The sequence below is a fragment of the Kluyvera sp. genome (genome assembly GCF_047971185.1).
Taxonomy (GTDB): Bacteria; Pseudomonadota; Gammaproteobacteria; order Enterobacterales; family Enterobacteriaceae; genus Kluyvera.
Genome location: NZ_JBKDZH010000022.1, coordinates 1 through 23712 on the forward strand (window position 1 = coordinate 1; position 23712 = coordinate 23712).

The 23712-nt window shown below is 57.1% G+C and carries 36 protein-coding genes and 1 pseudogene; 29 read left to right on the top strand and 8 right to left on the bottom strand.

Features of this window, described 5'->3' with window-relative positions:
• The first annotated feature begins 91 nt into the window (after positions 1-91).
• The 16 genes and pseudogenes from ACK5JN_RS06170 to ACK5JN_RS06245 all read left to right on the top strand — a co-directional run bounded on the left by ACK5JN_RS06170 (position 92) and on the right by ACK5JN_RS06245 (position 6740).
• Positions 92-997 (top strand): AAA family ATPase, encoded by a 906-nt coding sequence (locus ACK5JN_RS06170; RefSeq protein WP_416869343.1) that lies wholly within the window; start codon positions 92-94, stop codon positions 995-997.
• Positions 998-1004: 7 nt separating this feature from the next.
• Entirely contained in the window at positions 1005-1280 is a 276-nt protein-coding gene (locus ACK5JN_RS06175; RefSeq protein ID WP_416869344.1) for a hypothetical protein, read from the top strand.
• Positions 1281-1291: 11 nt separating this feature from the next.
• Positions 1292-1501: a hypothetical protein gene (locus ACK5JN_RS06180; RefSeq protein WP_416869345.1), complete on the top strand. Its 210-nt coding sequence runs from the start codon at positions 1292-1294 to the stop codon at positions 1499-1501.
• On the top strand, positions 1491-2135 hold the full coding sequence (locus tag ACK5JN_RS06185) for a DUF3164 family protein (protein WP_416869346.1): 645 nt from the start codon (positions 1491-1493) through the stop codon (positions 2133-2135). Before ACK5JN_RS06180 ends, ACK5JN_RS06185 begins: the two co-directional genes overlap by 11 nt.
• 7 nt (positions 2136-2142) lie before the next feature.
• Complete coding sequence (locus tag ACK5JN_RS06190) at positions 2143-2373, top strand: ANR family transcriptional regulator (protein ID WP_416869382.1); 231 nt, start codon at positions 2143-2145, stop codon at positions 2371-2373.
• Positions 2354-2551 (top strand): hypothetical protein, encoded by a 198-nt coding sequence (locus ACK5JN_RS06195; RefSeq protein WP_416869347.1) that lies wholly within the window; start codon positions 2354-2356, stop codon positions 2549-2551. Before ACK5JN_RS06190 ends, ACK5JN_RS06195 begins: the two co-directional genes overlap by 20 nt.
• 77 nt (positions 2552-2628) lie before the next feature.
• Positions 2629-3159 (top strand): hypothetical protein, encoded by a 531-nt coding sequence (locus ACK5JN_RS06200; RefSeq protein WP_416869348.1) that lies wholly within the window; start codon positions 2629-2631, stop codon positions 3157-3159.
• A complete protein-coding gene (locus ACK5JN_RS06205; protein WP_416869349.1) occupies positions 3156-3599 on the top strand; it encodes a hypothetical protein in 444 nt (147 codons plus the stop codon). The genes ACK5JN_RS06200 and ACK5JN_RS06205 overlap by 4 nt, the downstream gene beginning before the upstream one ends.
• 11 nt (positions 3600-3610) lie before the next feature.
• Positions 3611-3829: a hypothetical protein gene (locus tag ACK5JN_RS06210; protein WP_416869350.1), complete on the top strand. Its 219-nt coding sequence runs from the start codon at positions 3611-3613 to the stop codon at positions 3827-3829.
• 10 nt (positions 3830-3839) lie between these two features.
• Positions 3840-3974, top strand: coding sequence for a sodium:solute symporter (locus tag ACK5JN_RS06215; protein ID WP_416869351.1), 135 nt, complete (start codon positions 3840-3842; stop codon positions 3972-3974).
• A 755-nt stretch (positions 3975-4729) separates the two neighbouring features.
• Positions 4730-5041 (top strand): annotated as a pseudogene (locus tag ACK5JN_RS06220) (DUF550 domain-containing protein); the annotation flags it as partial.
• Between the two features lie 137 nt (positions 5042-5178).
• Positions 5179-5418: a hypothetical protein gene (locus tag ACK5JN_RS06225; protein WP_416869352.1), complete on the top strand. Its 240-nt coding sequence runs from the start codon at positions 5179-5181 to the stop codon at positions 5416-5418.
• Entirely contained in the window at positions 5415-5807 is a 393-nt protein-coding gene (locus ACK5JN_RS06230) for a helix-turn-helix domain-containing protein (RefSeq protein WP_416869353.1), read from the top strand. The genes ACK5JN_RS06225 and ACK5JN_RS06230 overlap by 4 nt, the downstream gene beginning before the upstream one ends.
• On the top strand, positions 5804-6265 hold the full coding sequence (locus ACK5JN_RS06235; protein WP_416869354.1) for a regulatory protein GemA: 462 nt from the start codon (positions 5804-5806) through the stop codon (positions 6263-6265). Before ACK5JN_RS06230 ends, ACK5JN_RS06235 begins: the two co-directional genes overlap by 4 nt.
• A 9-nt stretch (positions 6266-6274) precedes the next feature.
• On the top strand, positions 6275-6535 hold the full coding sequence (locus ACK5JN_RS06240; RefSeq protein ID WP_416869355.1) for a hypothetical protein: 261 nt from the start codon (positions 6275-6277) through the stop codon (positions 6533-6535).
• The gene (locus ACK5JN_RS06245) at positions 6522-6740 is read left to right on the top strand and encodes a hypothetical protein (RefSeq protein WP_416869356.1); all 219 of its coding nucleotides are present in this window, start codon (positions 6522-6524) and stop codon (positions 6738-6740) included. The genes ACK5JN_RS06240 and ACK5JN_RS06245 overlap by 14 nt, the downstream gene beginning before the upstream one ends.
• 41 nt (positions 6741-6781) lie before the next feature.
• On the opposite strand, the gene ACK5JN_RS06250 is transcribed toward ACK5JN_RS06245, so the two are convergent.
• From ACK5JN_RS06250 to ACK5JN_RS06280, 7 genes are all read right to left on the bottom strand, one after another.
• The gene (locus ACK5JN_RS06250; protein WP_416869357.1) at positions 6782-7198 is read right to left on the bottom strand and encodes a DUF2628 domain-containing protein; all 417 of its coding nucleotides are present in this window, start codon (positions 7196-7198) and stop codon (positions 6782-6784) included.
• Positions 7199-7306: 108 nt separating this feature from the next.
• Positions 7307-8434 (bottom strand): baseplate J/gp47 family protein, encoded by a 1128-nt coding sequence (locus ACK5JN_RS06255; protein WP_416869358.1) that lies wholly within the window; start codon positions 8432-8434, stop codon positions 7307-7309.
• Between the two features lie 2 nt (positions 8435-8436).
• Positions 8437-9447 (bottom strand): phage late control D family protein, encoded by a 1011-nt coding sequence (locus tag ACK5JN_RS06260; RefSeq protein ID WP_416869359.1) that lies wholly within the window; start codon positions 9445-9447, stop codon positions 8437-8439.
• Entirely contained in the window at positions 9435-9656 is a 222-nt protein-coding gene (locus ACK5JN_RS06265; protein ID WP_416869360.1) for a tail protein X, read from the bottom strand. Before ACK5JN_RS06265 ends, ACK5JN_RS06260 begins: the two co-directional genes overlap by 13 nt.
• A complete protein-coding gene (locus tag ACK5JN_RS06270; RefSeq protein ID WP_416869361.1) occupies positions 9640-10071 on the bottom strand; it encodes a phage tail protein in 432 nt (143 codons plus the stop codon). Before ACK5JN_RS06270 ends, ACK5JN_RS06265 begins: the two co-directional genes overlap by 17 nt.
• Position 10072: 1 nt before the next feature.
• Positions 10073-10642, bottom strand: coding sequence for a hypothetical protein (locus ACK5JN_RS06275; protein ID WP_416869362.1), 570 nt, complete (start codon positions 10640-10642; stop codon positions 10073-10075).
• A 19-nt stretch (positions 10643-10661) separates the two neighbouring features.
• A complete protein-coding gene (locus tag ACK5JN_RS06280) occupies positions 10662-11324 on the bottom strand; it encodes a hypothetical protein (RefSeq protein ID WP_416869363.1) in 663 nt (220 codons plus the stop codon).
• Positions 11325-11436: 112 nt separating this feature from the next.
• Between ACK5JN_RS06280 and ACK5JN_RS06285 the strand changes: the two genes are divergently transcribed.
• The 13 genes from ACK5JN_RS06285 to ACK5JN_RS06345 all read left to right on the top strand — a co-directional run bounded on the left by ACK5JN_RS06285 (position 11437) and on the right by ACK5JN_RS06345 (position 22963).
• Positions 11437-11991, top strand: a complete 555-nt coding sequence (locus ACK5JN_RS06285; RefSeq protein WP_416869364.1) for a phage protein Gp27 family protein — start codon at positions 11437-11439, stop codon at positions 11989-11991.
• Positions 11972-13600 carry a phage terminase large subunit gene (gene terL / locus ACK5JN_RS06290; protein WP_416869365.1) on the top strand — a complete coding sequence of 543 codons (1629 nt, stop codon included), beginning with the start codon at positions 11972-11974 and terminating at the stop codon, positions 13598-13600. Before ACK5JN_RS06285 ends, terL begins: the two co-directional genes overlap by 20 nt.
• The gene (locus ACK5JN_RS06295) at positions 13597-14277 is read left to right on the top strand and encodes a phage baseplate assembly protein V (RefSeq protein WP_416869366.1); all 681 of its coding nucleotides are present in this window, start codon (positions 13597-13599) and stop codon (positions 14275-14277) included. Before terL ends, ACK5JN_RS06295 begins: the two co-directional genes overlap by 4 nt.
• Before the next feature lie 142 nt (positions 14278-14419).
• The gene (locus ACK5JN_RS06300) at positions 14420-14752 is read left to right on the top strand and encodes a GPW/gp25 family protein (RefSeq protein WP_416869367.1); all 333 of its coding nucleotides are present in this window, start codon (positions 14420-14422) and stop codon (positions 14750-14752) included.
• 71 nt (positions 14753-14823) lie between these two features.
• Positions 14824-16680: a hypothetical protein gene (locus ACK5JN_RS06305; RefSeq protein ID WP_416869368.1), complete on the top strand. Its 1857-nt coding sequence runs from the start codon at positions 14824-14826 to the stop codon at positions 16678-16680.
• A gap of 6 nt (positions 16681-16686) precedes the next feature.
• Positions 16687-17193, top strand: coding sequence for a phage major tail tube protein (locus ACK5JN_RS06310; protein WP_416869369.1), 507 nt, complete (start codon positions 16687-16689; stop codon positions 17191-17193).
• 9 nt (positions 17194-17202) lie between these two features.
• The gene (locus tag ACK5JN_RS06315; protein WP_416869370.1) at positions 17203-18174 is read left to right on the top strand and encodes a hypothetical protein; all 972 of its coding nucleotides are present in this window, start codon (positions 17203-17205) and stop codon (positions 18172-18174) included.
• A gap of 35 nt (positions 18175-18209) precedes the next feature.
• Entirely contained in the window at positions 18210-18584 is a 375-nt protein-coding gene (locus tag ACK5JN_RS06320) for a hypothetical protein (protein ID WP_416869371.1), read from the top strand.
• A gap of 50 nt (positions 18585-18634) precedes the next feature.
• The gene (locus ACK5JN_RS06325) at positions 18635-19774 is read left to right on the top strand and encodes a major capsid protein (protein WP_416869372.1); all 1140 of its coding nucleotides are present in this window, start codon (positions 18635-18637) and stop codon (positions 19772-19774) included.
• Entirely contained in the window at positions 19774-20256 is a 483-nt protein-coding gene (locus tag ACK5JN_RS06330; protein WP_416869373.1) for a hypothetical protein, read from the top strand. The genes ACK5JN_RS06325 and ACK5JN_RS06330 overlap by 1 nt, the downstream gene beginning before the upstream one ends.
• Positions 20198-21331, top strand: coding sequence for a phage portal protein family protein (locus tag ACK5JN_RS06335; protein WP_416869374.1), 1134 nt, complete (start codon positions 20198-20200; stop codon positions 21329-21331). The genes ACK5JN_RS06330 and ACK5JN_RS06335 overlap by 59 nt, the downstream gene beginning before the upstream one ends.
• The gene (locus ACK5JN_RS06340; protein WP_416869375.1) at positions 21325-22626 is read left to right on the top strand and encodes a phage minor head protein; all 1302 of its coding nucleotides are present in this window, start codon (positions 21325-21327) and stop codon (positions 22624-22626) included. The genes ACK5JN_RS06335 and ACK5JN_RS06340 overlap by 7 nt, the downstream gene beginning before the upstream one ends.
• Positions 22627-22675: 49 nt before the next feature.
• Positions 22676-22963 carry a chromosome segregation protein ParM gene (locus ACK5JN_RS06345; protein WP_416869376.1) on the top strand — a complete coding sequence of 96 codons (288 nt, stop codon included), beginning with the start codon at positions 22676-22678 and terminating at the stop codon, positions 22961-22963.
• On the opposite strand, the gene ACK5JN_RS06350 is transcribed toward ACK5JN_RS06345, so the two are convergent.
• Positions 22958-23701, bottom strand: coding sequence for a DNA-methyltransferase (locus ACK5JN_RS06350; protein WP_416869377.1), 744 nt, complete (start codon positions 23699-23701; stop codon positions 22958-22960). The two genes, ACK5JN_RS06345 and ACK5JN_RS06350, sit on opposite strands and share 6 nt — an antisense overlap.
• Positions 23702-23712 lie beyond the last annotated feature (11 nt).

Genomic DNA, 23712 nt, shown 5'->3' on the forward strand with positions numbered 1-23712 from the left:
AACCGCGTAAAAAAATACATATTTTCGAATCTGAATTTGAGTACGAACAGAATTTAAAGAAGCACGGTTAAAACCCGGCGAGGATATTTAAATGTCATTAAAAGAGAATTTAAACCGTCTTATGACGGAGAAGCACTACACCCAAAAAAAGGTGGCGGCGCAAATTGGTATCAGCAGCGCGACCCTGTCTCTTTACCTTCGCGGAGAGTATGCGGGCAACGCTGACAATATTGAAGCGGCGATTCAGAACTTCCTCACCCGCGAGGATGACAAGGCCAAAAGCCGCGCCGTGCGCATCTCTTTTGTCAAAACCCGCCTTGCGGCCAAGTGCCTTACCATGATGCGTAATACCCACCTGGACGGCGATATCGGCGTGTTGTATGGCTCGGCGGGGCTGGGTAAAAGCATGACGCTGAAGCAGTACGCCAGCATGTTCAAAGACGTGATCCATATTGAAGCTGATCCAGGCTATACCGCCAAAGTGTTGTTACAGGAGCTGTGCGAGCGCCTTGGCGTTGGCAAGCGCGGCAACATCCACGAACTGACCGAGAACTGCATCAGCGCCCTGAATGGCACTGGCTGGCTGATTGCAATAGACGAGGCTGAGTTATTGCCTTATCGCGCCCTGGAAGTGATGCGCCGCATCCACGACCGTTCCGGTGTGGGTGTGGTGCTGGCAGGCATGCCGCGCTTACTGCTGAACCTGAAAGGCCGCATGGGAGAATTTGCGCAGCTTTACAGCCGCGTCGGTATGGCTATCGATCTCGATGCTGAGAAGGTCAAAACCGATCGCGATGATTTCAGTAACGTGCTGGCGAGTCTGCTGCCTGATGATGTCCAGTGGAGTGAAGCCTTAGACGATAGTTTTTATAAAGCCTCTAAGGGCAATTATCGCCGCCTGTTTAAGCTGGCACGGGGCGTGGTTCGCGCCAGCGAACTTAATGATGGCATATCACCGGCGCTGGTTGAGGAATACGCCAGCATGTTGATCCACTAAGGAAATAATGATGACCGGTTCAAAAATCAACTTTGTCAGCGCGATGGAAAAAGCCAGCCTGGTAATTAAGGCACTCGGTGCTGAACGGGTCGATGTTCGCGGCGTGACGCTTGTCAGCAATACACCTGTTATTCGCGTTACTCCCTGCGCCTTTTGTGAGCGCATGGTACATGAAGGTAAGGCGTTTTATCTGGAGTTCGGCGCTAACGCCCACGGGCGCTACCGTCAGGGGCAGTACATGGTCAACGGCTGCAAGGTCGTCTGGTCTGAATCTTTACATTAAGCGGAGGCGTTATGTCAGTAACGTTAATTATCAAGATAGAACATGCGGCAGATGGTTCACTGCAGGCTGTGCCAGAAATTAAGGCAAAGGCTAATGACCACTGCGCGTGCGAAATGGCTTTCGCCATGGCGATAGCGAAATCAGCTGCGGAATTTGCAGCGGAACTTTCAACCCCAAAAGCAATTACCACCCATACAGGAGAGCCTCACAATGTCCACTGAAACCACCAGCACCACGCAGACCGCTACTAACAATGTGCCAGACGGCTACATGAAAGACCGTAAGGGTCGCCTCGTGCCACTGGCGCAGGTTCCGGCGCATGACCTTGAGATGGATACATTCGTTCGTAAACACGTCGCCGGGGCGTTTTCTATCCAGCACGTCATGAGTGAGTTCAAGAAAAGCGTATTTGGCGACTGTCACGCATTCCTTGCCCTGCTCGATGAGAAGTTCAACGCCAAACGTGGTGGTCAGAAAGGCAACGTGACGTTCTCCACCTACGACGGCGAGCAGCAAATCACCATTAAAGTCAGTGATGTTATTTCCCTTGGTCCTGAGATTCAGTCTGCAAAAGTCATTATTGATGAGTGTTTCAAGGACTGGAGTAAGGGAGCGGATGAGAATTTGCTGGCGATTGTGAACGATGCCTTCGTGGTTGACCGTCAGGGCAAGTTGAGCATGTCGCGTATTCTCGGGTTATTACGCCTTGACATCAAAGACGAACGCTGGCCGCAGGTTAAGGAAGCGATTAAAGACGCTATCATTTGCAACGAAACTAAATGTTATATCAATTTTCGTCAGCGTGACGGCGAAGGAAAGCTTATTAATATCCCTCTCGATATGGCGGCACTTTAATATGGCTATGTCATTAAAACCAGCGCCAAATGCGGCATATCACCGCGCAGCGAATAAGGCGGTTGTGGCCGAGTGTAACGGCCAGTTCGGGCTGGCAGCTGAATTCTGGACTGAGGCCCGCGACGAGGCTCTCGATGTTAATAACCAGAAGTGGGCGACCGACCGCATTGCTTTGTGCAATAACGCGGTAGCCAGGGGATGGAAAGGAGCGGCTAAACATGGGCGCAAAAGAGTTTAACCAGCGTTACCCGGTCGGGACAGCGTTTACTTACATTCCGAACCCGGTATTACGCGGCGGACGCATCGTCAAAACGGTTGCCCCGGCGAATGATTTTAAATGCGGTTGTATTGTTGAAATTAATGTCGAGCCTTATTTCGTTAAGGTCGAAACATTAAAGAATGGCACCGTAATTTAATTAGCGTTTAAACATTATTTAAATATTGGCGTAAACCCGCCGGGGCTGGCTTACGCCAAATTTCAGGAGACTACTATATGAATAATGTAAGTGGTATTGAATTAAATAAGGTTCGCAGCCTTAAACGTGTACATAAAACGTATAAACCCTGGACTGCTGCTGATGTCGCTTTTCTGGTTGCGAATTACCGTAGTATGACGCCTGCTGAAATTGCGCAGCGTATGGGACGCACAGCGTCATCAGTGAAAAATCAGGCTAATAAATCAGGATGCACCAAGCCTCACTGGAGCGAGCAGGAACTGCATTTCCTGCGCACCCATGCGGCAACCATGACCAGCAGCCAGATAGCAAAACATCTTGGACGCAGCCAGCGGTCAATAATTGGCGCGGCACATATGCATCGAATCAGCCTTTATAAATGTGGCGATAACTACCCTTCAGTTAAATTTTGTGATGAGGATGTGCTGCTGATTCGCGCCCTTGCGGATGCTGGCGTGCGTAATGCGGATATTGCCCGCAAGTTTGAGATATCACCGGTTGAAGCATGGAGATATGCGAATAAAAGAAAGACCGCAGCGGATGCGGTTTTGGGGAGGATGCTGCCATGAAAAAGCCAGTCAACGCTATCACCAAACCGCAATGGAAAGGCATTGAGGAGACATTAAAGTCGGGAATCCGCGTTAAATTTAAATATCAGGGCAAGGAAGTTGAGGTCGCCAAATACCCCACCAGCGAAACCCGAATGCAGTACGTTGTTATCGTCGACAACTCGCCTTTGCTGGGCTTTGCGAAGAACGACAGTGTGCACTACAACCCGCTGCAGGACGTGTTCCTGCGCAAGCGTACCGTTAACCCTTACGCGTCCGCCGTGCGCCGCATATCAAAAGAGCGTGGCGGTAAAGCGCTGCCCAAACGCAAAGAAAATCGCTGGATGACGGAAGAACGTCTGGATGTGGTTGATACCTTCTTTCCTACCGCCCGCACCGTCGTTACTCATTTTCGCAAAATCGAAGGGCTGGAGCTGGTCCCCCCCCGTTCTGGCGCATGAGGGGGCTGGCGATGCTGCTACATGTTAAAGGGGCAAACTACCAGCAGACCGGCGTTCGTCATGAATACCACCTTAGCGATGGTAGTACTGTCATCGAGCGTCCGGGCTATCCCGTCCCGTCACGCTGGCTTTATTACAACAACCTGAATCATCGCGTTCTGAATAAGACCGCGCAAAAGAATATGCGCGATGCCGTCGAGCGCCATAAAAAACGTTTCAACTGTAAATAAGGTGGATGCCGTGAATAACGTTAAATCCGAATTTAAAGAATTTTTAAGCCTGCTTTTGTATGTCCTGTTTATTTCTTCTGTGGCGGGAATTGGTCTGGCTGCGGGTGTGTTCTGTTTTATGGGTTTGGCGAGGATTTTACCATGAGCGAGAAAAGCGAATTATTTAAAGCATGGTTGCAGCAAACAACTGCCGACCTTGAGCAGGCAATTGAGGCAAACCCATCCCGTAACGATAGCGATGTGAAAAATTTGCTTGCAGCGCTGAATCTGGCGCTTGCCTGCACGAACGCCGCGCCGGTTGCTGATGTGGTTGCATGGCATAAAGAAGGCGAAGAAAGGCGCTGTGATATCCGCTGGCGTCGCTTTGATGTGGATCCGGGGCCGTTGTTCGCCGTTCCGCAGGCGTCCGCCGCTCCTGTTGAAGTCGCATTGTCCGCAACGCTTCCCGGCGGATTCAGTATTGATGATGCGAGAGAGCCGCTCGACAACCTCGTTCAGAGCCATATCAGTAAAGCGATATCCCCGGAGAAGATGCCCGCTTCCGAACGTACTGCTGATTTATCCTGGATTCATGGCGTCATTGTTCAGGCTGCGCACTTTGTCCGGGCGAGCATTGAAGGGTGCAAAACCGTCCCTGATACCGCTGCTGAACCTGACGACCTGAGCGATGAGTGGGTTGATATGCAACTATTGCAGTTAGCAGCTAACAAACAGCGCGAATGGTTCGAGCTGAATAACAATGGCCCGCGTCTACACACCAAAGACCTGGTGGAAGCTGATAGCGAGCTGGTAGCCTGGCAATTTAAGGCGGTAAACGGCTGCTGGATTAACGTTAGTGAGCATGGTAAGAGGCAGGCCGCTGATGATGGCTATGATGTTCGGGCGCTCTACACCGCCCCGCAGTCAGCGCCGGAACGTAACCAAGTTCGCCGCGAGCATGCCGAGTGGGCCGATATCACTTTCGGCAATATTGGCCCGGTAGGTCCACTGAAACACTTGTCTCAGGAAGCCCTTGAAGCTGCTGCCGAACCTGGCGACCTCAGCGAATGGGCTGACATGCAATTCCTGTTATGGGATGCGCAGCGCCGTGCGGGTTATACCGACGAACAGATTACCCAGGCGATGATCGAAAAGCTGGCGATTAACAAACAGCGCCAGTGGCCCGAACCAAAAGATGGCGAGCCAAGGCTGCATATCAAAGAGCAACCAGCGGCGATGAAAGACCATCAAATCCGCGAACTGGTGAACGAGCTGCGCGACATAGCTATCAAATATCACAACACGCAACAACTACGCGAGCACCTCGCGCGTGCAGTTCGCACCGCTATTACTGCCGGTGGAGGTGTCTTGTGAGTAATTTAATGATCGTTTTCTTTGTCTGGCTGTTGGGTTTCTTCGTCTTTTTTTTCGGGTTTGCCTGGCGTAATAGATTCAGGCACCCAGCCTTGCGTACTGACCCAGACAGCGCGGCGGGATGGTCACTGGTGTGGCCGATGGTGGTTATTACCTCAATTACCGTTGGGTTTCTTTATCTGGTGTTTTCCTTGCTTGAATGGCTCTACAGCAAAATATCAGGGACTAAATCATGAGTAATTTTGACCATCGCGCGGCCTTCATTGAAAGACTCTGCGTGTTGAAAGGCTCCGACAACCTGAGCAAATTTGCCGCGCGATGCAGCATGTCAGAAGGCGGAATGCGTAAATATCTGACAGGCCAGTCATCGCCAAGCCTCGATAAATTAATACAGATATCGCGTGCAATGGGGATTTCCATTTCATCTCTTATTGGGGAGTCGGAGATGCAGGCTCCGTCAGTAGAAAGGCACCCTTATGAAAAAATCAGTGATTGTTACGGTACGCACTTTTTATTTCTGGCGCTGGATAGTCTTTCCATTGATGAGCGTCAGGCACTTGAGCGCAAAGTGGTGAAGCATGGTGCGATGTGGCTTCTGGAATCAGTGGCCAGGGAGGATAAATGAACATCAATCGCTACACCTTCTCAAACCGTAACACCTATTACGGTCTGATCCACAAAGGCGCGATGCGGATGTTACAGGCGCAGCTCGGCGGCGGTTCTTCTGCTGAACTGGACGCAGCCTATCGCCAGTTGCTGGAGCGTGAGACCGGGCAACGTTCGTGCAAGAGCCTGACCTGGACGCAGCTTGAAACGTTGTACGTTCTGCTACGTGATGCGGGCTGGCTGGAAGACACCCGAAACTATCGTCCCGGCGGCACCGCGCCGGGGCGTCCTTCCGATGCGCAATGGGCCAAACTGGCAGCGCTGGCCCGTAAGCGCGGCTGGAAGAATGGACTCCGGTCAAAGAATCTGGCGGCGTTCGTGCGTCATACCGTCCACGTTGACGGTGTGCAGTTTCTCACCGGGTCGACTATAACTCAGGTTATAACCGGGTTAGAACGCTGGTTAAAGCAGAGTTGAGAGGCGCTTATGTCGTGCATTAATTCCGATGATGTCGTGACGATTGTCAGCCCTGAAACCCATGAAGAGTTACTGGCTATCCTGGAATTTCGCTGGCCGGAGCATCGCATCCCGGCGGCTGAGTTCCTGGACATGCTCGGCGATGCCACTCCCCTGATGCGTCGTGTCCTGATCTTCCATGCAGGCAGCGGTCGCACCTGGTATAATACCCGCGAGGTTGCTGATTTGCTGTGGGGGCTGACAGATGAAGATGAGTGTGACACCAGTTAGCGAGCTGGATATGAGCCAGATTAAACCCGAGTCGCTGCGCATGGCTGAATGCTGGCGCGTTATCGGGGAGAGTAAAACCAACATGTATCGCCGGATACGCCGCCGCGAATTTTTCGCCACCCGCCTGGGGTCATGGCTGGTCTTCGTTATCGTTGACCCGGAAAAGGTGAAGGCGCAGAGGAAACAACTGGATTTGTTCGACTGACCAGACAGCAAAGTCCCCGCAAACGCGGGGACTTTTTTAACTCAGAAAATACCCTTGAATGGATTCCATCCCCTGATACCCCTGACTTCTTTCAGGTAGTACGCATAATTTGCAGTCATTGCCCACATTCCCATCATGCCCAAATTAATCCCTGTAGCGATAGATGGAGTGATGTAAAGCCCCATGGCTGGTGCTACAAACTCAACAATGACTGACACCAGAATTGTAATACCCAGCAAAGACAGTGCCTGACGCCATAAACCCAGGATAAGAAAATAGATGAAACCGAAGAAGAACGCCCACCAGTTCATCGATATTTTCATGCGCCCAAACAACGGCAGTTCTTTTAATGCTCTGCGATTGTTTTTTGTGCATGGTGCACCATTTTGCGTGAAAAAAGAAAAACGCATATTCCATTTTTCAGAATAAAGTTTAGTGAATTCAGTCTGATGCTCCATGTTATCCCCTTACGTAAACAATCTTCTACAATACAAGCAACTTTCGCCATGCACTACTGAATACCGTTAATGATTTTAATTAGTTAAAGTCATAATTAAGACCACGCTTTACACCTCTTCTTCATCCACCAGCACCACGTCCACGGCGGTGATGGTGATTAACGGGAATTGTTGGTTATTCAGCGTCTGTTCTGCCAGCGTGGTGGTGCAGCGGTACACCCCTGATTTTTTCTGTCCGATGGCCTCGAACGCCTGCGGCACAATATCCCGCCCCAGTTTACCGCTCCACTTATAAGCCAGCGCGTCGGCTTCCTGCCTGACCGCATCCTCTATCTGGTTCGCCAGCGAGGCGTTTGCCTTGTACACCTCCACCCGGATTTCGCCGCTGGTCTCGATGGCGGTCGGGTCGGCGATGCTGACCCGATCCCCCAGCGGGCGCACGTCGCGGGCTGAGCAGGTCTCAAGAATGACGGCCTTCAGTGGTGCATCCGGGATGATGCCGCCTTCCAGCACGGCACACAGCACAATGTCGTTCGGCTCCGGGCTTTCCACGCTGGCATCCGATATGGCCGCGCTGGCACTCAGCACCCAGTATTTGTAGGCATCATAAGGCCCGGCCACGCTGAACTGGCCGGGAGCCAGGAAGATACGCTCGGCGAAGCTGTCATCGTCTTCCGTATCCGCGCCGCCCTGCGTGGTCCCGGTGTTGCTGACCGCACCTATCCAGTCGTTCGGGGTCACGGTCTGGGTGATTTCACCCGGCAGGAAGCCGTTTCCGGCGGTGCCGGGGTCGGTGGCAACCAGCGTTATCTCGCCTTCGGTCTGGCTGGCGGAAAACGCATAATCCGCTGTGGTCACAAACGACGTCTGCCCGTCGCTGGCGAGCACGTTGTAACCTGCTGCCAGCACAAAATCAGGATGACCGGTCACCAGTGTGACGGTTGCCGGAGTGGATGCGCTCGACGCAGGCAGACGCGTCGCCCCCACCAGCAGACCCACGTTATCCAGCATGGCCCCGTCAGCGTAGGCCAGCAGGTTCTGCTGTGCGCTGCGGTTGATATCATCCCGGAGCAGGTTTGACTCATAGTTAAGCTGCTCCAGTTCGAATGTCTCCGGGTCGTTCACGTCGGGATAGTGCCCGGTCTTCTCATAGTACTGTTGTCTGATGCGGGCCAGACTGGCTTCGCTGTCCACCTCCACCAGCTCCGGGGCGGGGATGTCCGGGAATCGTTGCATAATTATTTACCCTTACTCATTTTGATGGATGCCTGCCAGTTACTGGTGCTGACGCTGGTCGTCTGCTCCTCCACCCGCCAGTTCGCCGGGAGTTTGCCCGCATTGCTCAGGACGATTTTTTGTCCGGCAGCGACCGGGGTATTGAGCAGCACCAGCCGGGATTCCGCGCGGCGCTTGTCGGTCATCTTCGACTGCGCGAAGCGCTTCGCTTCGTCCATGCTGCCGACGTCGGCGTCGTAGTAACGCTGGGTGTGTTTGTCGTCCGTGACGCTGCCGGTGCTGTAGGTCATCACCTCTTTTTTTTCCGGGTCGTAATACTCCACCACCACGGCCTGCGCGGTGGTCCGGTGTGACTGCGCCACAATGTCCGCGCTTTTGACGGCTGCGCGATTCGCCATGTCCACCGTGAGCGTTGCCATATCCGGCGTGCCCACAAACATGGCTTTGTCCTTCATGGCGATTTCCAGACCAAAGCTCCCGGCGAGCCGGGTCAGCAGTTCGCGCGAGGATTCGTTGCGCTGCTCCACGCGCAGGACGATGACGTCTTCCCCGGTAAAGGTGCATGACATGCCCGCTTCCTTTCCCAGCAGGTCGCACAGCTTGCGCAGGCTGATATTTTCCCAGGCACGGCTCTGCTTTTGTTCCATTTTGTCGCTGCTTGCGCCGGTGGCCGTCGCGCCGATCACCACCTCATCCGGGCCAAAGCGGAACCGGATATCATCAATCGTGAACGCGCCCCAGCGCCAGATTTTCTGGCGACCGGTCACCCGGTCTGTCCAGGCGATGCCGGGCTTGAGGGTGTCACCCTGCTGTGGATACCACGCGTTGCAGAAGATGCGGTTTTTATTGCTGAGTACCAGCGATACCTTGTCGCGCCCGGCCTTTGATTTGCGCAGGCTTTCCGTATAGGTGGCGGATATTACAAAGCCGCTCAGGTCTTCCGTCACGCTCCGGCCCGCCCAGTTAAGCAGCACCGTCGGGTGCGTGGGATTAAGGGGGGCTATCGTTGCCACGGGGCCACCTCCACGGTGTCGGTCTGGCTGAGGGTGATATCCGGCACCGTCACCAGCGCCCCGGCAGGTAGCGTGAACGGCAGGTCCGTCCCCAGCAGGTGCGGGTTAGCATCGCGCAGCGCCATCACACCTTCCTCACTGGAGACACCGAACGCGCGATAGCTGAGCTGGTCCCAGCGCTCCCCCTGCAGGCTATACAGTGTTCTCACCGCGCACCTCTTTTAACGTCAACGAATAGCTGGCCTCAGTGATGATCCCTTCCTGCGTGGTGGTGTTCACCGTTTCCCGCAGACTGACGATGACGTAATAGCCGCGAAAGTCGGTCCCGATGACCAGCGCCCGTGGCACCTGCGCCGCCGCCAGGGCGATCAGTTGCTGATAGCTGTCGGCGATACTGACAAACCGGTTATTCAGGGTGATTTCCAGCGTGGTGGTGCGCTCATCCTCGCCGCCTGCCTGGTGCACCGGGTAGCCGTTAATGATTTTTTGCGCGTTCAGTTTCCAGCGCCGGTCGTCGCTGACCCTGCCGGGGGAGGAATGCGTGCGAAATGTGATATCGCCCAGCGCCCCCCACTGGCTGTGCTTCGGGCGTCGTTCTGTGGTGGTGATGGTCTCTGTTGCCATATCAGATCTCCCGTGGTTGTTTCGGGGTGACGACCAGCGGGTCGTCGTTGTCCGGGGTGAATACCGCCATTTTCAGCCGTGGATTATCAAACAGCCGGTGCAGCGTCAGCGCCAGTGTGCAGGTCCAGACCTCGTTATAAACGTACAGATTGCCGTCCGGTTCAAAGCCGTTTTGTGCGCCGTGCTCATAGCCTGACGCCACGCGTTTTGCGTCCATCAGCTCAGCATCGCCGACGATTTCCGCTCCGGTGAATCCGCTTTCGCCGCCGGGTTCATTCAGGTACGGCAACACCTCCGCCACGTCTTTCAGTACCACCAGATCATCGCGCAGGCGGCAGTGAAACAGCACGCCGGATTCGGCTATCTGGTGCGTCAGCTGGTCCCCGGCGTTGCCGCCTGACAGCCGGAGCGTGACCTGCAACCGCAGCAGCAACTCATAGGGCACCCGGTCAGTAAAAGGAACATTCATTGACAGCTGTGACAGAGTCATCCCCGTCTGTGCAATGCGCACCGAACGACGGGCCATTGCGTTGTTCGGCTCCATAATGCTGGTCACATCAAAGCGCCGCATGAAAAACGTCCTGAGCTTATCAATCGCTATCATTTTTCCCCCGCAGGTGTCGCCCGGCCACTTTCAGGAGCGTGGCCTGCTGCTGGTCACTCAGCATCATGAAGCGGCGTTTGGGTACGGTGATGCTTTTCTTACGCCAGAAGATGACGAAGAACTGGTGGCGGCTCTGCGCCTTTTTGCCTTTCGTCCTGACGGTTATTGGTTGACCGAATTTTTTCACCTTGTTCGGCGCTTTACCGATAAGCGCCCCCGGACGCCAGAACAGCGTCCAGCCGCTGTCCTCCAGCCACTCCACCACCTTACGCACGCCCCACGCATCCACACGCTTTTTCACGTCTTTCGTGGCGGGCAGGATCAGCTTGCGGGCTTTCTTCGCCGTCACCACGCCGCCGTCGTTGATAAGGCGGGCGTGTTTCTTGTTGGTGCCGATGACAAAGCCATCGCCCCGCAGCTTATGCGTGATGCTGGCGCGGGTCTCGCCGGTATTAATCAGCGGGCGCGACCCGCCGTTTTTAAGCTCACGGGTCAGCGGCGCGTTCTGCGTGTAACTGCCCCGGCGCATGTTGTCCTGCACCATTCCCACCGCGATGGGGGCCAGCACTTCATTCAGCCCGCCAAGGCGCAGTGTGGCGTTGTGTAACTGCTGTTTAAACGCCTTTAAATCCTGACTTTTAATTGCCATACATCCCCCTCTGACCGCCAGAATACCCGCACGACGGCTGCACACTGGTAGTGCTACCAGGCGCACACGCGGTAAATGAGACACTGCCCGGACACTTATCAGGGATTTGGTTATGGCGAGACGTTCAAAAATTGACATGTTCGGGCTGGTTGAGCGGGTGCTTGGCCTGTACCAGCGCGACAAAATGACGATGAGGGAAATCACCGACACCCTCAAAGGGGAAGGCTTCGACGTGTCCTTTGGAGCGGTGCAGCGCACCATCAAGTCCAACGAAGATATTGCCCTGCAGATGCGCAGGGCGACGGAAGACACGAAGCTGCTGCTGACGGAAGCCCGCAACAATCCGGGGACGGACCTGGTCGAAGTCGGCCAGCAAATCCTGGCGACAAAGCTGCTGGACGTGATCAAGAGCGTGGACGATCTGCAGTTCGACAAAGCGGGCGACCTGGTCGAAGCGCTCGCCAGCCTGAGCCGGGCACAGGTCAATGTGGGGCGTCTGCGCCTGGAATTCAGTTCCGGCGTGGATGCGGCAAAATCCGCCATCGAGCAGAAGCTGACCGAGCTGCTGGCGGATGATTATCCCGACCTGCTGCGCCAGCTGCTTGACGCGCTCGCCGGAATTGAGATCACAAAACAGGATTTGCAGCGTGCCAAAAAGTCTATTTAACAATCCGGTGGTGCGCGAGAACCTGCGCCTGCGTCTCGATGCGCAGCAGCGGGAAGACGCCGCCCGCCAGCAGGCCGAAGAAAGTGACGCCTCGCGGACCGCCGCCCGCGCTGACCGGATGGCAAAGGCAAAAACCGATTTTGCCTTCTTCTGCCAGACGTGGATGCCGAAGGCATTTCCGGTGCCGTTTGCAGAGTACCAGCTGGCGCTCACGCGGCTTGTGTCAGAACGCCAGCTGAAACATGCCGACGAGCAGCTGTTTCGCACCCTCATTCGTCGGGATGATCACGCGTTTATTGTGCCGCCGGTATCGCAGTATGAAGGCATCCTCGATATTGAACCCCGCGACCACGGCAAAACCACCCGTAACACGCAGGCGCTGCCGCTGTGGCTGGCGCTCAACTTCCCCGGCTCATTCATCATCATCTGCGCGGCCAGCAAGGATTCCGCCACCGACATGATGGATGGCGTCAAGAAAATCCTGGAGGAAGACGAGGACGTTATCGCCGACTACGGCGAGCAGCGCGTCCGGGGGCGGAAGTGGTCTGCCCGCAAAATCCAGCTGGCGAACGGCAGCGCCATCGCCGCCGTCGGTGCCGGTCAGTCCCTGCGTGGTATTAAGGACAAGTTCCAGCGCCCGACGCATATCATTTGCGATGATCTGCTCAAGGATGAGGACGTCGAGTCCGACATCATGCGCAAGAAGCTCTACAAATGGTTCAAGCGCGTGGTGCTCAACCTCGGCCAGGGGGCGCTGACCATTGTCGCCAATACCATCATGCACCCGAAAGACCTGCCGTCGCTGCTGCTGGAGGAAATCGAAAGCGGCCAGCTGGAAGACTGGATCGGGCTACGGTTCGGGGCCATCACCCCGCAGGGCGATTCCCTGTGGCCTGACCGCTGGCCGTTGCCTGCACTGGAGAAGAAGCGCCGCCAGCTCGGCGGGATGTGGTTCACCGAATGGATGAACCTGCCCATCAGCGACGAAGAACGTGCATTTACGGAAGCCTGGTTTCAGTATTTCATTCTGCGCGAACTGCTGCTTGTGGACTGCGATGTGGTGATGGCCGTCGACCCGGCCACGGGGAAACGTAAGGGGGACTACTCCGCCATCGCCGTGGTCGCCAAACACCGCGCCACCGGTATTTATTACGTGCTGTTCTGTATGGGCTGGCATGAATCCGATCTGGCGTTCGCCCGGCGTATCTGCAACGTGTACCGCATCTGGCGACCGCGCGTTGTTGTCTTCGAAGATGTGGCCTTTCAGGCTATCTACAAGCGCGAAGTGATGCGCGAGGCGTCCCGGCGCGGGCTGCGTCTGCCGATGATCGGGTTTAAGGGCGGTAACAAAGAGCAGCGCATTCGCTCGCTGTCGTCACTGGTGGAAAACGGGTTGCTGCTGCTCCAGGAAAAAGGCATGGAGCTGTTGCTCAGCCAGTTGCTGAACTTCCCGCGCGACCATGATGACTGCCCCGATGCGGTGGAAATGGCCCTCACGCATCTTGAGTCCCGCCATGCGGGTGGCGTGCCGGTTAAATCCACGCCGGTGTCCAATGCGGTGCGTCACCTGTCACAGTTCGCCAAACGGTTCGGGAGGATGCGCGGATGATGGAAGATATCAGCGACCAGGAATGGCAGCTCGGCGACGTTATGGCAAAGCTGATCCGCCTGGTGCAGTTCGGTGAAGTGGCGGAGGTGAGCGGCAACCGGGTCCGCGTTGTGCTGCCCGGCCAGAACGGGACCTCCAGCGCCTGGCTTGGCACCGGCACCCGCCGGGCTAAAGGGGCGAGCCAGGTCAGCCGCTACGAACTGGGCGAACAGGTTGTCTGTCTGTTCCCGCCCTACGGTGGCGGGCGGTTCGGCGTGGTGCTCTGCTCGCTGCACAACCTGAAAGACGTCCCCTGGACGGATGAGGAAAGCGTCGAGGGGACGCAGTATCCCGACGGCACCACGTTCAGCTATGACATGGCGGCCGGTCGCGTTGATTTGTCGCTGACCGACGGTAGCGTGGCGATTCATGGCGAGCCGGGGAAAGGCTGGGTGATTTCCGGGCCGTGTGAGTTTCGGGACGAAGTGACGCACAAAAAGGCGGTCACGTGCGAGGCCACGCTGAGCGCCGTCGGCAACATCAGCACACAGGGCGAACTGTCGGATGCCACCGGCACCGTCAGCAGTATCCGGGTGGTCTACAACGGGCACACGCATAACGTCCCGGACGGCGTTTCTGATGCGCCAAATCAACCAATGCGAAAGCGCGTGCGAAATCGTGCGCGTAAAGCCCGCTGACGCGCTTTTTGATTTTATGGCGTCAATGTATGCCTGAATGGCATTGCGTTGAATCTGAGAAAATTTAAACGGGTTTTAAACGGGGTCTGACATGAAATACGCGGTAAGGCTTGGCGCATCCGGGGAAAGAAACGGCTCCCTTGTGGATGATATCGATCAGGCGCTCAGCATTTTACTGTTCACCCGACCGGGCGAGCGCATTTACGATCCGCTTTACGGTTGCGAGCTGATGAACCTGCTGGATGCGCCGCAATACTTCCTGCCTAATGTGATAGTCTCCATCGCCGAGGCGGTCGGCAGATACGAGAAACGCATCGACATTCACGCCGTGGATGTCGGTATCCCTGAGGGACTGTCCGGCGGCGAAGCGCTGGCACAGGGCAAAGTCCGTGTCACGGTGACGTACACCGTGCGCGGCGTGGGGACCCGCATCATCCGCCTGTACTACAGCGACGGCTCCGTCGTACCCGGTTAATCCTGGTAGTACTACCAGCGTAAAATTCCTGTCACGCAATAATGGCCCCGGTAACTTATCGGGGTTTAATTATGCTTATTACGCAGACCAGAAACAGCACACCACGCGGTCCGGCGACCCGGCAGAAACGGCTGGCGCGTGAAATCCGCTACATCACCCGTGCCAGCTCCGGCAGTACGTTTCTGCACGGGGTCGAAACCACGGAAATCACCAGCGGCGCGGCCTCCATTATTGAGGTCGCCAGCTGCATTATCAGCATCACCGGCACCGCCGAACTTGCCAGCCCTGGCGAGATGATCGTCGTGCGCAATATGGATGACGTCACGGCCAGTATCGGGCCGGGGTCCATTTATGACGCCCTGCGCCGCGTGTATCAGTACGTCACCAACACCACGGTTATTTGCCTGTCGCTCGGCAAGCCCGGTGATTTCACCGAACCCACGGAGCCGGAGCCGTCCGGTGTGACGGTCAGTTCGGCGGATTTCACGCTGTATAACAGCACCGGTACGGGCATTTTTTCGCCGGAATGGGTGCTGTCCAATCCGCACAATCTGCCGCTGACGGTGGCCTCCGGTGACGAGGAAGTCCTCACGATTGACGATGACAATCTGCCGGTGCCGGTCGCTGACGGCCAGACCACCATCACCATCACCGTGGACGGCGGCGAGGAATACACTTCTGACGTCATCACCGTGACAGTAAAGGTGGTCGATGAAACCGATATCCCGGTGGACATGATGCCGTCACAGGCGAGTTTCAGCGCGTCCGTTGCCACCCTGTACACCGCGCAGCCTGGTAAGGCGGTCGCCCTGACGAACCCGGACGGGCAGACGGTTCTCTGGTCCTCCGGCGATGAAGACGTGGCGTTCGTGGACGCCCTGACCGGGGAAGTCACCCCGCGCACTGCCGGGGAATTTATCCTTACCGCGTCACTGGCGGCGACGGCGTCCGTCATGGCGGTGGAGATTACCTGCCTGGTGACGGTGGAAGATGCGCCCGGCGACGAACTGCTGGCGGCATTCATTACCAGCCTGCCGACCTGGCGTAAAGCCCGCCAGTTGTTCGGATTCAGCCCTAAGGTGTTCATGGCACCGGGCATTATCCAGCGCACCGGCGCACTGGGTCCGGCCATTTCACAGGCCAAGCAGCTCCGGGGGATCTGGCTGGTGGATATGCCGCTGACCGTGACCACGCCGGAAGAAGCGTTCCAGTGGAAGAAAACGAACGCCGCCGAACAGCGGGCGCTGGTGGAGTGGCCGCGCGTTGCCATCGTCAACGAAGCGGGCAGCACGCAATACGACTGGACGGCCCCGTCGAAAGCCGGGCTTATCTGCCAGATTGACAAGGGGCTGACCGACGCAGGATTTGAGACCGGCTACTGGTGCAGCCCGTCGAACTACCCGCTGACAGACGTGGTGGGCGTTGAGCACGTGCTGGAATACATCCCGAATGACCGGGACTGCGAGGTGAATTACCTCAACAGCCAGGGCATTGCCACCATCATTAACAACCTCGGCGGCTTCCGTGCATTCGGCAACCGCTCCGGCGCGTTCCCGGATGCCACCGACCCGCTGACGTTTATTTCCTGGCGGCGTGTGTGCGACATCATTGAGGACTCCATCGAGTATTTCACGCTGTATTACATGGATCGCCCGATGTTCACCCGTCCCGACGATATTACGTCCAGTGTGATCGGGATGGTCAGCGACAGCGTGAATGAGTTCCTGCGCAGCAAAACCGGGACCGCGCTTGTGTACGGCGAGTGCGAAATCCGCGCCGATGAGAACACGGCGGAGACCCTGCGCCAGGGCATTATTTATTACCACTACAAACTGACGCCACCAGTGCCGATGGAGCACGTCGTGTACACCAGCGAAGTGTATGTCGACGGCCTTGAAGACGCATTCCGTCAGTTGCTGGGGAGCTAATCCGGTATGGCTGAAAAAAATATTATCTGGCGTAACCAGGCGGTTGCGCTCAACAACACCATCTACGTTGGTCGCATCAGCAAGGGCGGCATGACCATTGAGCGCAAGACCACCACGTTAAGCTCGCTGGGCGGTGTGGGCGACGTTGCGGTGCCGAACGGCAAGTTTAACGCCTCCACGGCCACGCTTGAGTTTAACAGCCTGTCCACGGCGGACGCCCGTCAACTCTGCCAGAACGACGGTTACGTCAAGCTGCGCCTGACCGGGCAGGCCCGCGTGGTCGACTCCGCCAGCGGAACGCGCGTGGTGAATAACGCAGTGACGCAGATTTACGGCTGGGTGACGAATCCGCCGGTGAACCTGTTCAACAACGATGAACCGTACACCGCCAACATCAGCGTCCTGTTTGTGTCGGTCTCCGACCAGCAGGGCCGCGTGTTCGAGGTCGACTTCGAAAACGGCACATCGTACCCGGAAGACACGCCGTCAACCGGCGTCAGCTTTACCATTTAAGGGGGAGTCATGGCACGACGTCGCACACTGAGCCTGATTACAGCGGGCGTGCAGAAGAACGGCAAGCCGGTGGGGATGGATATCCTGGAGCAGGTGGTGAAAAACCACTCCGAGCAGGCCCGTGCCCCCATCACGCTGGGGCACCCGGACAAGGACGCGGATCAGGTTGCGGCGCTGGGGCGCGTCAGCCTGCCCCGCATCGACGGCGACCAGCTGGTGGTGGAGCTGGTCTACACCCCGGAGCTGGAGCAACTGGAAGACGAGGGAAAGTTCGAGGGGTTCAGCGCGGGCATTTATCCGCGCCCGGACACCGGCGAATACTACCTTCATCACGTCGCCTCGCTGGGGCAACTGCCCCCGGCGGCGGACATTAAAACGCGGGATGTGGTGAAACTGTCCACCCCGAACCCGGAAAGCATGATCACATTATCCACATCCAATAAGGGGTTCAAGATGGATGAGAACGAAAAGAAAACACTGGTGACGGAAATCGTCGGCGAAGTAAACAAGTCGCTGGGAACGATGGTCACGGAAGCTATCAAAACCGCGAACGGTGAAAAACAGCCCGATAAAGGTAATGACAAAACCGGCACCGGTGAAGGCAAGGACAAAACCAGCACCACGACCACCACCGACCCGGAAGTCGTGAAGATGCAGAAACAGCTGGAGGGGATGCAGGAAAACACCAAAACCGATCGCATTGAGCAAATCACGGAGCTGGCCGACAAGAAAGGTCTCAGCGACGACGAGAAAAAGCCGTTGCTGGCACAACTGAAAGCCCGTCCGGCGCTGGAGTTCGCCGACAATAGCGAAACCGGCATTTTCGCCTCCACCAAAGCAATGCTCAATGCACGGACGGACAAGGCTACCACCACCACGCACAACAACGGGTTGTTCGACAAGCTGGAGTTTTCCGACCACAAGGGCAACAAACAGACGGTGGAGAATATGGGCGATCTGGCCCTTAAAACCGGCTTCTGAGTCGTCACCCGGTCATCATATTAAGAGGGTCAGTTATGACGCAATTTTCAAAAACAACGAGCATCAGAGCCTCCGGCGTGGTCGGCAGCGGGCATCCGGCAGTACTGAACACCTGGAATGTGGAAGGCGGTCTGGGCGTGAAACCCGGTCAGGTGCTGATGAAATCCGCGGGTACAGTCACGGTCTGGGACGGCACGACCACCGTCATCCCAGACCCGGATGACGGCACGGTCACGCTGCCGCAGTTCGCCATTGCCACCACCGAGCAGCTGGCCGGGGATACCTCCGTCAATGTGCTGGAGCATGGCTGTTACCTGTTTTCCCGCGTCACGGTGGGAGACAGTCCGGTCACCACCCCGCAGGCTGAACTGCTGTCAGCGAACGGACTGTTTGCCGAAAACGTCTGGTAATTCACACCCCGCCAGCGGGCGGGGTAAACCGTATTTAAGAGAGTGTAAACATGGATATTATCGACCTTCTGCGTAAATGCTTCGGTGTCAATGCCGTTGCGGTACTGCTGGGCGCCCGTAAGAGCGTTAAAAGCCCCATTCGTGAGCAGTTCTTCGCGGACGGCGGGCAGTGGCCGCTGGCATCAATCAACATTTCTGAGCTGATGGGGGTCATTCAGAACGCCCCGGTGGTCCGCCGTGGCACAGTGGCCTATTCCATTGACAGCGGGTCAAACAACCTCACGGCGATTGAGCCGCAGGGTATCGACCTGTCCGACTTCATCACGGCGGCGGAGCTTAATAACCTGCGTGCACTGAGTAATGACAGCGTCCAGGCTTACGCCAATCAGAAGATGAACCGCATGATGAACATCGTGCAGCGCACCACTGAAGCCCTGTGTGCGCAGGCGCTGACAGGGAAGATTGCCTACCCGATGCGCACGGCGAACGGTGAACTGGATCTGTACGAGGTGGACTACGGCATGCCTAACGTGCTGGCCGAGGATGATACAGACCTGAGCGCGGCAACCTCCATCATGGACTTTTACAACGTGCTCGACACCATCTATCAGACGCTGCAGGACCAGGGCTATGGCGACACCATGACCGTGGCGGCAGGCAAGGCGGCATTCTCCACGGCGCTCAAACTGGCGGAGTCGTCAAAGTCAAACATCCTCAACGTGTCCATTGTCAACCAGGGAGAAATCAATGTCGGGGGCTATACCGTCCGCCTCCAGTCCGGGCGCTACAAAAGCACCGGCGGCATCATGGTGCCGAAAATCCCGGATAACGCGCTGTGCGCAGAAGACAAGAGCGCCGGGGCGCAGGTCAAGTATCTGGCGCTGGACGATATCGAGAACGGGCTGCAGCCGATGCCGTTCGGCACCAGTACGGATCTGAAAAAGAACCCGTCAGTGCTGGAAGTTATCGGGCGTTCGAAGCCGCTGCCGGTTGTCGCCGTGGGGGCGTTGTGCTGGGCGAAAGTCCTGCCGGAAACCCGCACCGAAACCGTCAAAGGTAAAAAGACGCTTGTCCCGCTGGATGAGCAGCGCACCATGAAACAGACGCTGCGCGATCTGCGTGCAGGATATTACCCACCGGCGCAGAACGGCGCAGGCGTCGCCGACACTGACATGGAGGACGGCGAGTAATGACCCTCAGCGAGCTGAAAACCCTGATCACGGTTGCCGAAGTTAAAGCGGCGCTGGACGACCAGTTGTTTGAATCACTGACGTATGGCCGTGGCCGGGGGACGCACGGCGACCCCGAGGCAAAGGTGGTCACGAACGTACAGTTCGCCGTGCAGGCTTCAGCCCGCTGGGGATATTCGCGCCTGATTGGAGCGGGCGCACAAAACCGGGCTTTCAGCGCCGACAGTCGGGAAGTTATCCGCGAAGCCCTGATTAAACGCGCCGTCTACGAACTGGGCCGCACACAGGAATTTAAAGAAAATTTCGACATGGACAGAGAAGACGCAGACACGATGATGGATGCGGTGCTCGGTCTGAGTGACGGCAGCAGCGACGGCGATAATACAAATTCCGCCGGTTACGTCGGCGCAGCGGGTGCACAATATGTCAAAGGTCAATCCTGCCACGCAGCTGTTTTCACGCCTCCCTTACGCCGCCGCTGATGTCTTCAGCAGCTACTACCCCGTCCCGGTCAGCCTTGGCGCGGCCGGGTTTGAGTTCTCCGATTATTACTGGATGTCCATCGACGCCATGCTGATGGACGACGAAATCGTTTCAGATTTGTTGCTGCGACGCACGACCGCCATGATGGCCCCATTTCAGATAACCGGCACGCCGGACGATATCGCCTGGGCTGAGGAGATGCTCAGCGAGCTTGACCTCGAAAACCTGTTACGTGAGTGCCTTCACCACGCGGAATATGGCTTCAACCTGATCGAGCTGGACTGGGTGCGCGACGGCAGCAACGTCCGCCCCGTTTATGCCGAACGCCGCCACCCCCGCGCTTTTCGCTGGGGCAAGGATGGCAAACTCCTGTATTCATCAACCGGCAACGTTCTGAGCTACAGCGACGTCCCGACCGGGAAAGTGATCCCCGTGGTACGCGACGGAAGCCGGGAGCGCCCCTACGGCCAGTCCGTTCTGGAGCCAGCCTGGGCCACCTGGCAGACAAAATGGGAGCACGTCGAAAAACTGGAGCGCCTTGCCGATAAATACAGCGTACCGACCACCATCGCACTGGCAAACGAAGGTAACGCCAGTCAGACCAGTCTGGAAGAAATCGCAGGGACGATGGCCGTGATTGAAAACGGCGGCAGCGTGGCGTTGTCCGGCGTCAGTGAGGTGGTGCAGCTGACGGCCAGCGGCAAAGCCTCCGAACTGATGGCCGTCATTGAGAAGTACGACAACAAACTCTGCAAACTCATTACCGGGCAGACGCTGACCGGCACGTCACAGCAGTACGGCTCCCGTGCGCTGGGCGAGGTGCACGAACGCGCCGCCCTGCGTATCAGTGCCGATGATGCGCAAATCGTCTTTAACACCCTGAATCGCACGTTGCTGCGCTGGTTGTTTGCGCTCAACGGTCGCGCCGGTGGCATTGCGATCCGCTTCGACAAAAAGGCATTCGGTCAGATGGTGCAGCAGATGCAGGGCAACGGCAGCGCGGGGGCTATTCAGTTGTCGAACCCTGCCGGAAACAACTGGCTGCAACGGGCGTGGGGGCTGAACCTGTGGTAAATCCCTTTAATGCTGTGCGCCGCCAGGAAGCCGCGAACCTGCAACAGCTCGACGCAGCCGAACGTGTCGCCCTGAACCTGACCGCTTCCGCACTGGCGCAGACGCTGCGCGAACATTTTGAACGCGACCCGGACGCGGCGTTTGATGTGACGAATAACGCCTACGCCGACCGCTACACCGACGCGATGCTGTTTGCCTGGCTGCTGGGGCAGTATCACGTCCTGCTCCGGCTTGACGGTATCACCCTGGCGGATGAGCCGTCATTCAGCTTTGACGAGGCCATCGGCTGGCTGCGGGCACAGGTGCCCGTCAGCGGTGACGCCTACCGGAATATGGACGCGAATATCCGCATGCGGGCGTTTACCGTGGCGAGCGTGTCCACGGAGCACGCGGTGAATGACGTCAAAAGCCTGTATGAAAAATCCCTGCGCGAAGGCATGAGCAAGGCGGAAACCATGCAGGGGTTCGATCAGATGCTGACGGCCAGCGGCGTATCTGCCACTAACCCGTACTATCTGGAGCTGCACTACCGCAACAACATGATGACATCCTACAACGCCGGGCGCTGGACGCAGATTGCAGACAACGACGTGGTGGAATATCTGGTTTATGTGGCCGTGCTCGATGACGGCACGACGGAACTGTGCCGCCACCTGGATGACATGGTGAAGCCCAAGAGCGATCCGCTCTGGCAAAAGTACTGGCCGCCCAATCATCACAAGTGCCGGTCGACGGTCTCCGCGTGGGCGCGGGAGCAGTATGACGCGCTCCCGGCTGACGTCAGGGCCGCGTCAGAACGCATCACCCCGCACACGCTGAGCCAGGACAGCACGATGCAGAAAGAGCACCAGTTCAAAGGCTCCCCCGTCAATCAGATGACCACCATTCCGGCGTCGCTGCATGAGCAGGCGGAAAAATACGACCTTGTGCCGGATATCCTGAAAAACGTGCAGCGCACCAGCGGCAAGCTGCTGACGTCCCGCCGTGGTCTGCTGGCGGAGCAATCTGTCAGCGCACCGGTGATGAATGCCGCCGTGAAGAAAGCCCCTGCGCTCGATCCGTTCCGGGAAATGGCGGACAGGCTGACGCAGGAGCCTGACGACGTGCTGCTGGGATTTGAGCCGGTCGGTGACGACGGCGATCAGATGCTGGCGTTACAGTACCTGTTACAGCTCGATGACGCGTCATGGTTTGCAGGCAGTGCGCCCGCGTTCGCGGAGAATGGGATTGTCAGCGCCGGGATGCTGACGGCTGAAGAGGTGGCGACACTGCGTCAGCGCGGGCTTGTGCTGTAGTCGTTCCTGTGCAACCCTTATTCATGTCAGGCATGAATAAGGGGAAATTATGAGACTGTCAGCCATTCAGAAAGACCTCCTGTTTGTACTCTATGCCCTCCGGGAACGCAATCCCGATCAGACGGTTATTCCTTCTGTTCGCCTGTTCAGGATGCTGGAGCAGAACAGCCGGAAAACCTTCTTTGCCACCAACTTTCGCACCTCCTGTCACACGCTGCACCGCCACGGCCTGCTCAGCAAATACAGAAACGCCAGCATGAAGCTGGCGTTTGGTCTGACGGACACCGGCGCGGACATTGCGCGGGATATCTACACGGCGCGGCTGAAAACGCTATGATGCCTCCGGCTGATGTTCCATCCATTGCGTCAGCCGGGTGCAGGCGTTGTCGAAATGCTCCGGGCTAAGCTCGATGCCGGTGAAGCGCCCACCCCGTTTCAGCGCGGCCAGTCCGGTGGAGGCACTCCCCATAAACGGATCGAGGACGTGCGCATCAGGGACAAGCGGAGCCATCAGGGCATCCATCAGCGGCACCGGCTTTCCGGTCATGTGCCACTTCTCCGCCGGAATGACGCGCTGCGTGACGAAGCCGGGGAACGGGCCACCGTGTGCGCACTTCGGCAGACTTCCGTTGCTGCCCCACACCACGTACTCGCACTGGTGGCGAAAATACCCGGTGTGCGGGGCGCGGCTGCTGGTGGTCTTATCCCATGGCACAATGCCGCGCCAGATGGCTCCCGCCGCCTGGAGGACGTCGGTCTGTGCCGGAAGCTGCCACCAGTCGGTGAAAATCATCACATAACCGCCGGATTTAACCTGCCTCAGCCCCTGCGCAAGCCATAACCCGGACCAGAACGCCCAGCTACGGGCGTCCCGGTTATCCCCGGAGAAGTCAGTATAAGCGATCCTCGTGCTGTATTTACCGGATGGTTTAGCCTGTCTGGACCCCGCATGCAGCCCGCCGCTGCTGTAGGGTGGGTCCGTTATCAGTGCATCAAATGGCCCGGTTAAGGTGGGCAAAATCTCCAGCGCATCGCCACAATATAATGTTGCGCTACCAATGATTTCTTTTTGCATTTAACCCTCTC

Coding starts and splice junctions, on each gene's coding strand:
- ACK5JN_RS06170 (WP_416869343.1), top strand. CDS start 92: ATGTCATTAAAAGAGAATTTAAACCGTCTTATGACGGAGAAGCACTAC.
- ACK5JN_RS06175 (WP_416869344.1), top strand. CDS start 1,005: ATGATGACCGGTTCAAAAATCAACTTTGTCAGCGCGATGGAAAAAGCC.
- ACK5JN_RS06180 (WP_416869345.1), top strand. CDS start 1,292: ATGTCAGTAACGTTAATTATCAAGATAGAACATGCGGCAGATGGTTCA.
- ACK5JN_RS06185 (WP_416869346.1), top strand. CDS start 1,491: ATGTCCACTGAAACCACCAGCACCACGCAGACCGCTACTAACAATGTG.
- ACK5JN_RS06190 (WP_416869382.1), top strand. CDS start 2,143: ATGTCATTAAAACCAGCGCCAAATGCGGCATATCACCGCGCAGCGAAT.
- ACK5JN_RS06195 (WP_416869347.1), top strand. CDS start 2,354: ATGGGCGCAAAAGAGTTTAACCAGCGTTACCCGGTCGGGACAGCGTTT.
- ACK5JN_RS06200 (WP_416869348.1), top strand. CDS start 2,629: ATGAATAATGTAAGTGGTATTGAATTAAATAAGGTTCGCAGCCTTAAA.
- ACK5JN_RS06205 (WP_416869349.1), top strand. CDS start 3,156: ATGAAAAAGCCAGTCAACGCTATCACCAAACCGCAATGGAAAGGCATT.
- ACK5JN_RS06210 (WP_416869350.1), top strand. CDS start 3,611: ATGCTGCTACATGTTAAAGGGGCAAACTACCAGCAGACCGGCGTTCGT.
- ACK5JN_RS06230 (WP_416869353.1), top strand. CDS start 5,415: ATGAGTAATTTTGACCATCGCGCGGCCTTCATTGAAAGACTCTGCGTG.
- ACK5JN_RS06235 (WP_416869354.1), top strand. CDS start 5,804: ATGAACATCAATCGCTACACCTTCTCAAACCGTAACACCTATTACGGT.
- ACK5JN_RS06240 (WP_416869355.1), top strand. CDS start 6,275: ATGTCGTGCATTAATTCCGATGATGTCGTGACGATTGTCAGCCCTGAA.
- ACK5JN_RS06250 (WP_416869357.1), bottom strand. CDS start 7,198: ATGGAGCATCAGACTGAATTCACTAAACTTTATTCTGAAAAATGGAAT.
- ACK5JN_RS06255 (WP_416869358.1), bottom strand. CDS start 8,434: ATGCAACGATTCCCGGACATCCCCGCCCCGGAGCTGGTGGAGGTGGAC.
- ACK5JN_RS06270 (WP_416869361.1), bottom strand. CDS start 10,071: ATGGCAACAGAGACCATCACCACCACAGAACGACGCCCGAAGCACAGC.
- ACK5JN_RS06275 (WP_416869362.1), bottom strand. CDS start 10,642: ATGCGGCGCTTTGATGTGACCAGCATTATGGAGCCGAACAACGCAATG.
- ACK5JN_RS06280 (WP_416869363.1), bottom strand. CDS start 11,324: ATGGCAATTAAAAGTCAGGATTTAAAGGCGTTTAAACAGCAGTTACAC.
- ACK5JN_RS06285 (WP_416869364.1), top strand. CDS start 11,437: ATGGCGAGACGTTCAAAAATTGACATGTTCGGGCTGGTTGAGCGGGTG.
- ACK5JN_RS06295 (WP_416869366.1), top strand. CDS start 13,597: ATGATGGAAGATATCAGCGACCAGGAATGGCAGCTCGGCGACGTTATG.
- ACK5JN_RS06305 (WP_416869368.1), top strand. CDS start 14,824: ATGCTTATTACGCAGACCAGAAACAGCACACCACGCGGTCCGGCGACC.
- ACK5JN_RS06310 (WP_416869369.1), top strand. CDS start 16,687: ATGGCTGAAAAAAATATTATCTGGCGTAACCAGGCGGTTGCGCTCAAC.
- ACK5JN_RS06315 (WP_416869370.1), top strand. CDS start 17,203: ATGGCACGACGTCGCACACTGAGCCTGATTACAGCGGGCGTGCAGAAG.
- ACK5JN_RS06320 (WP_416869371.1), top strand. CDS start 18,210: ATGACGCAATTTTCAAAAACAACGAGCATCAGAGCCTCCGGCGTGGTC.
- ACK5JN_RS06325 (WP_416869372.1), top strand. CDS start 18,635: ATGGATATTATCGACCTTCTGCGTAAATGCTTCGGTGTCAATGCCGTT.
- ACK5JN_RS06330 (WP_416869373.1), top strand. CDS start 19,774: ATGACCCTCAGCGAGCTGAAAACCCTGATCACGGTTGCCGAAGTTAAA.
- ACK5JN_RS06335 (WP_416869374.1), top strand. CDS start 20,198: ATGTCAAAGGTCAATCCTGCCACGCAGCTGTTTTCACGCCTCCCTTAC.
- ACK5JN_RS06345 (WP_416869376.1), top strand. CDS start 22,676: ATGAGACTGTCAGCCATTCAGAAAGACCTCCTGTTTGTACTCTATGCC.
- ACK5JN_RS06350 (WP_416869377.1), bottom strand. CDS start 23,701: ATGCAAAAAGAAATCATTGGTAGCGCAACATTATATTGTGGCGATGCG.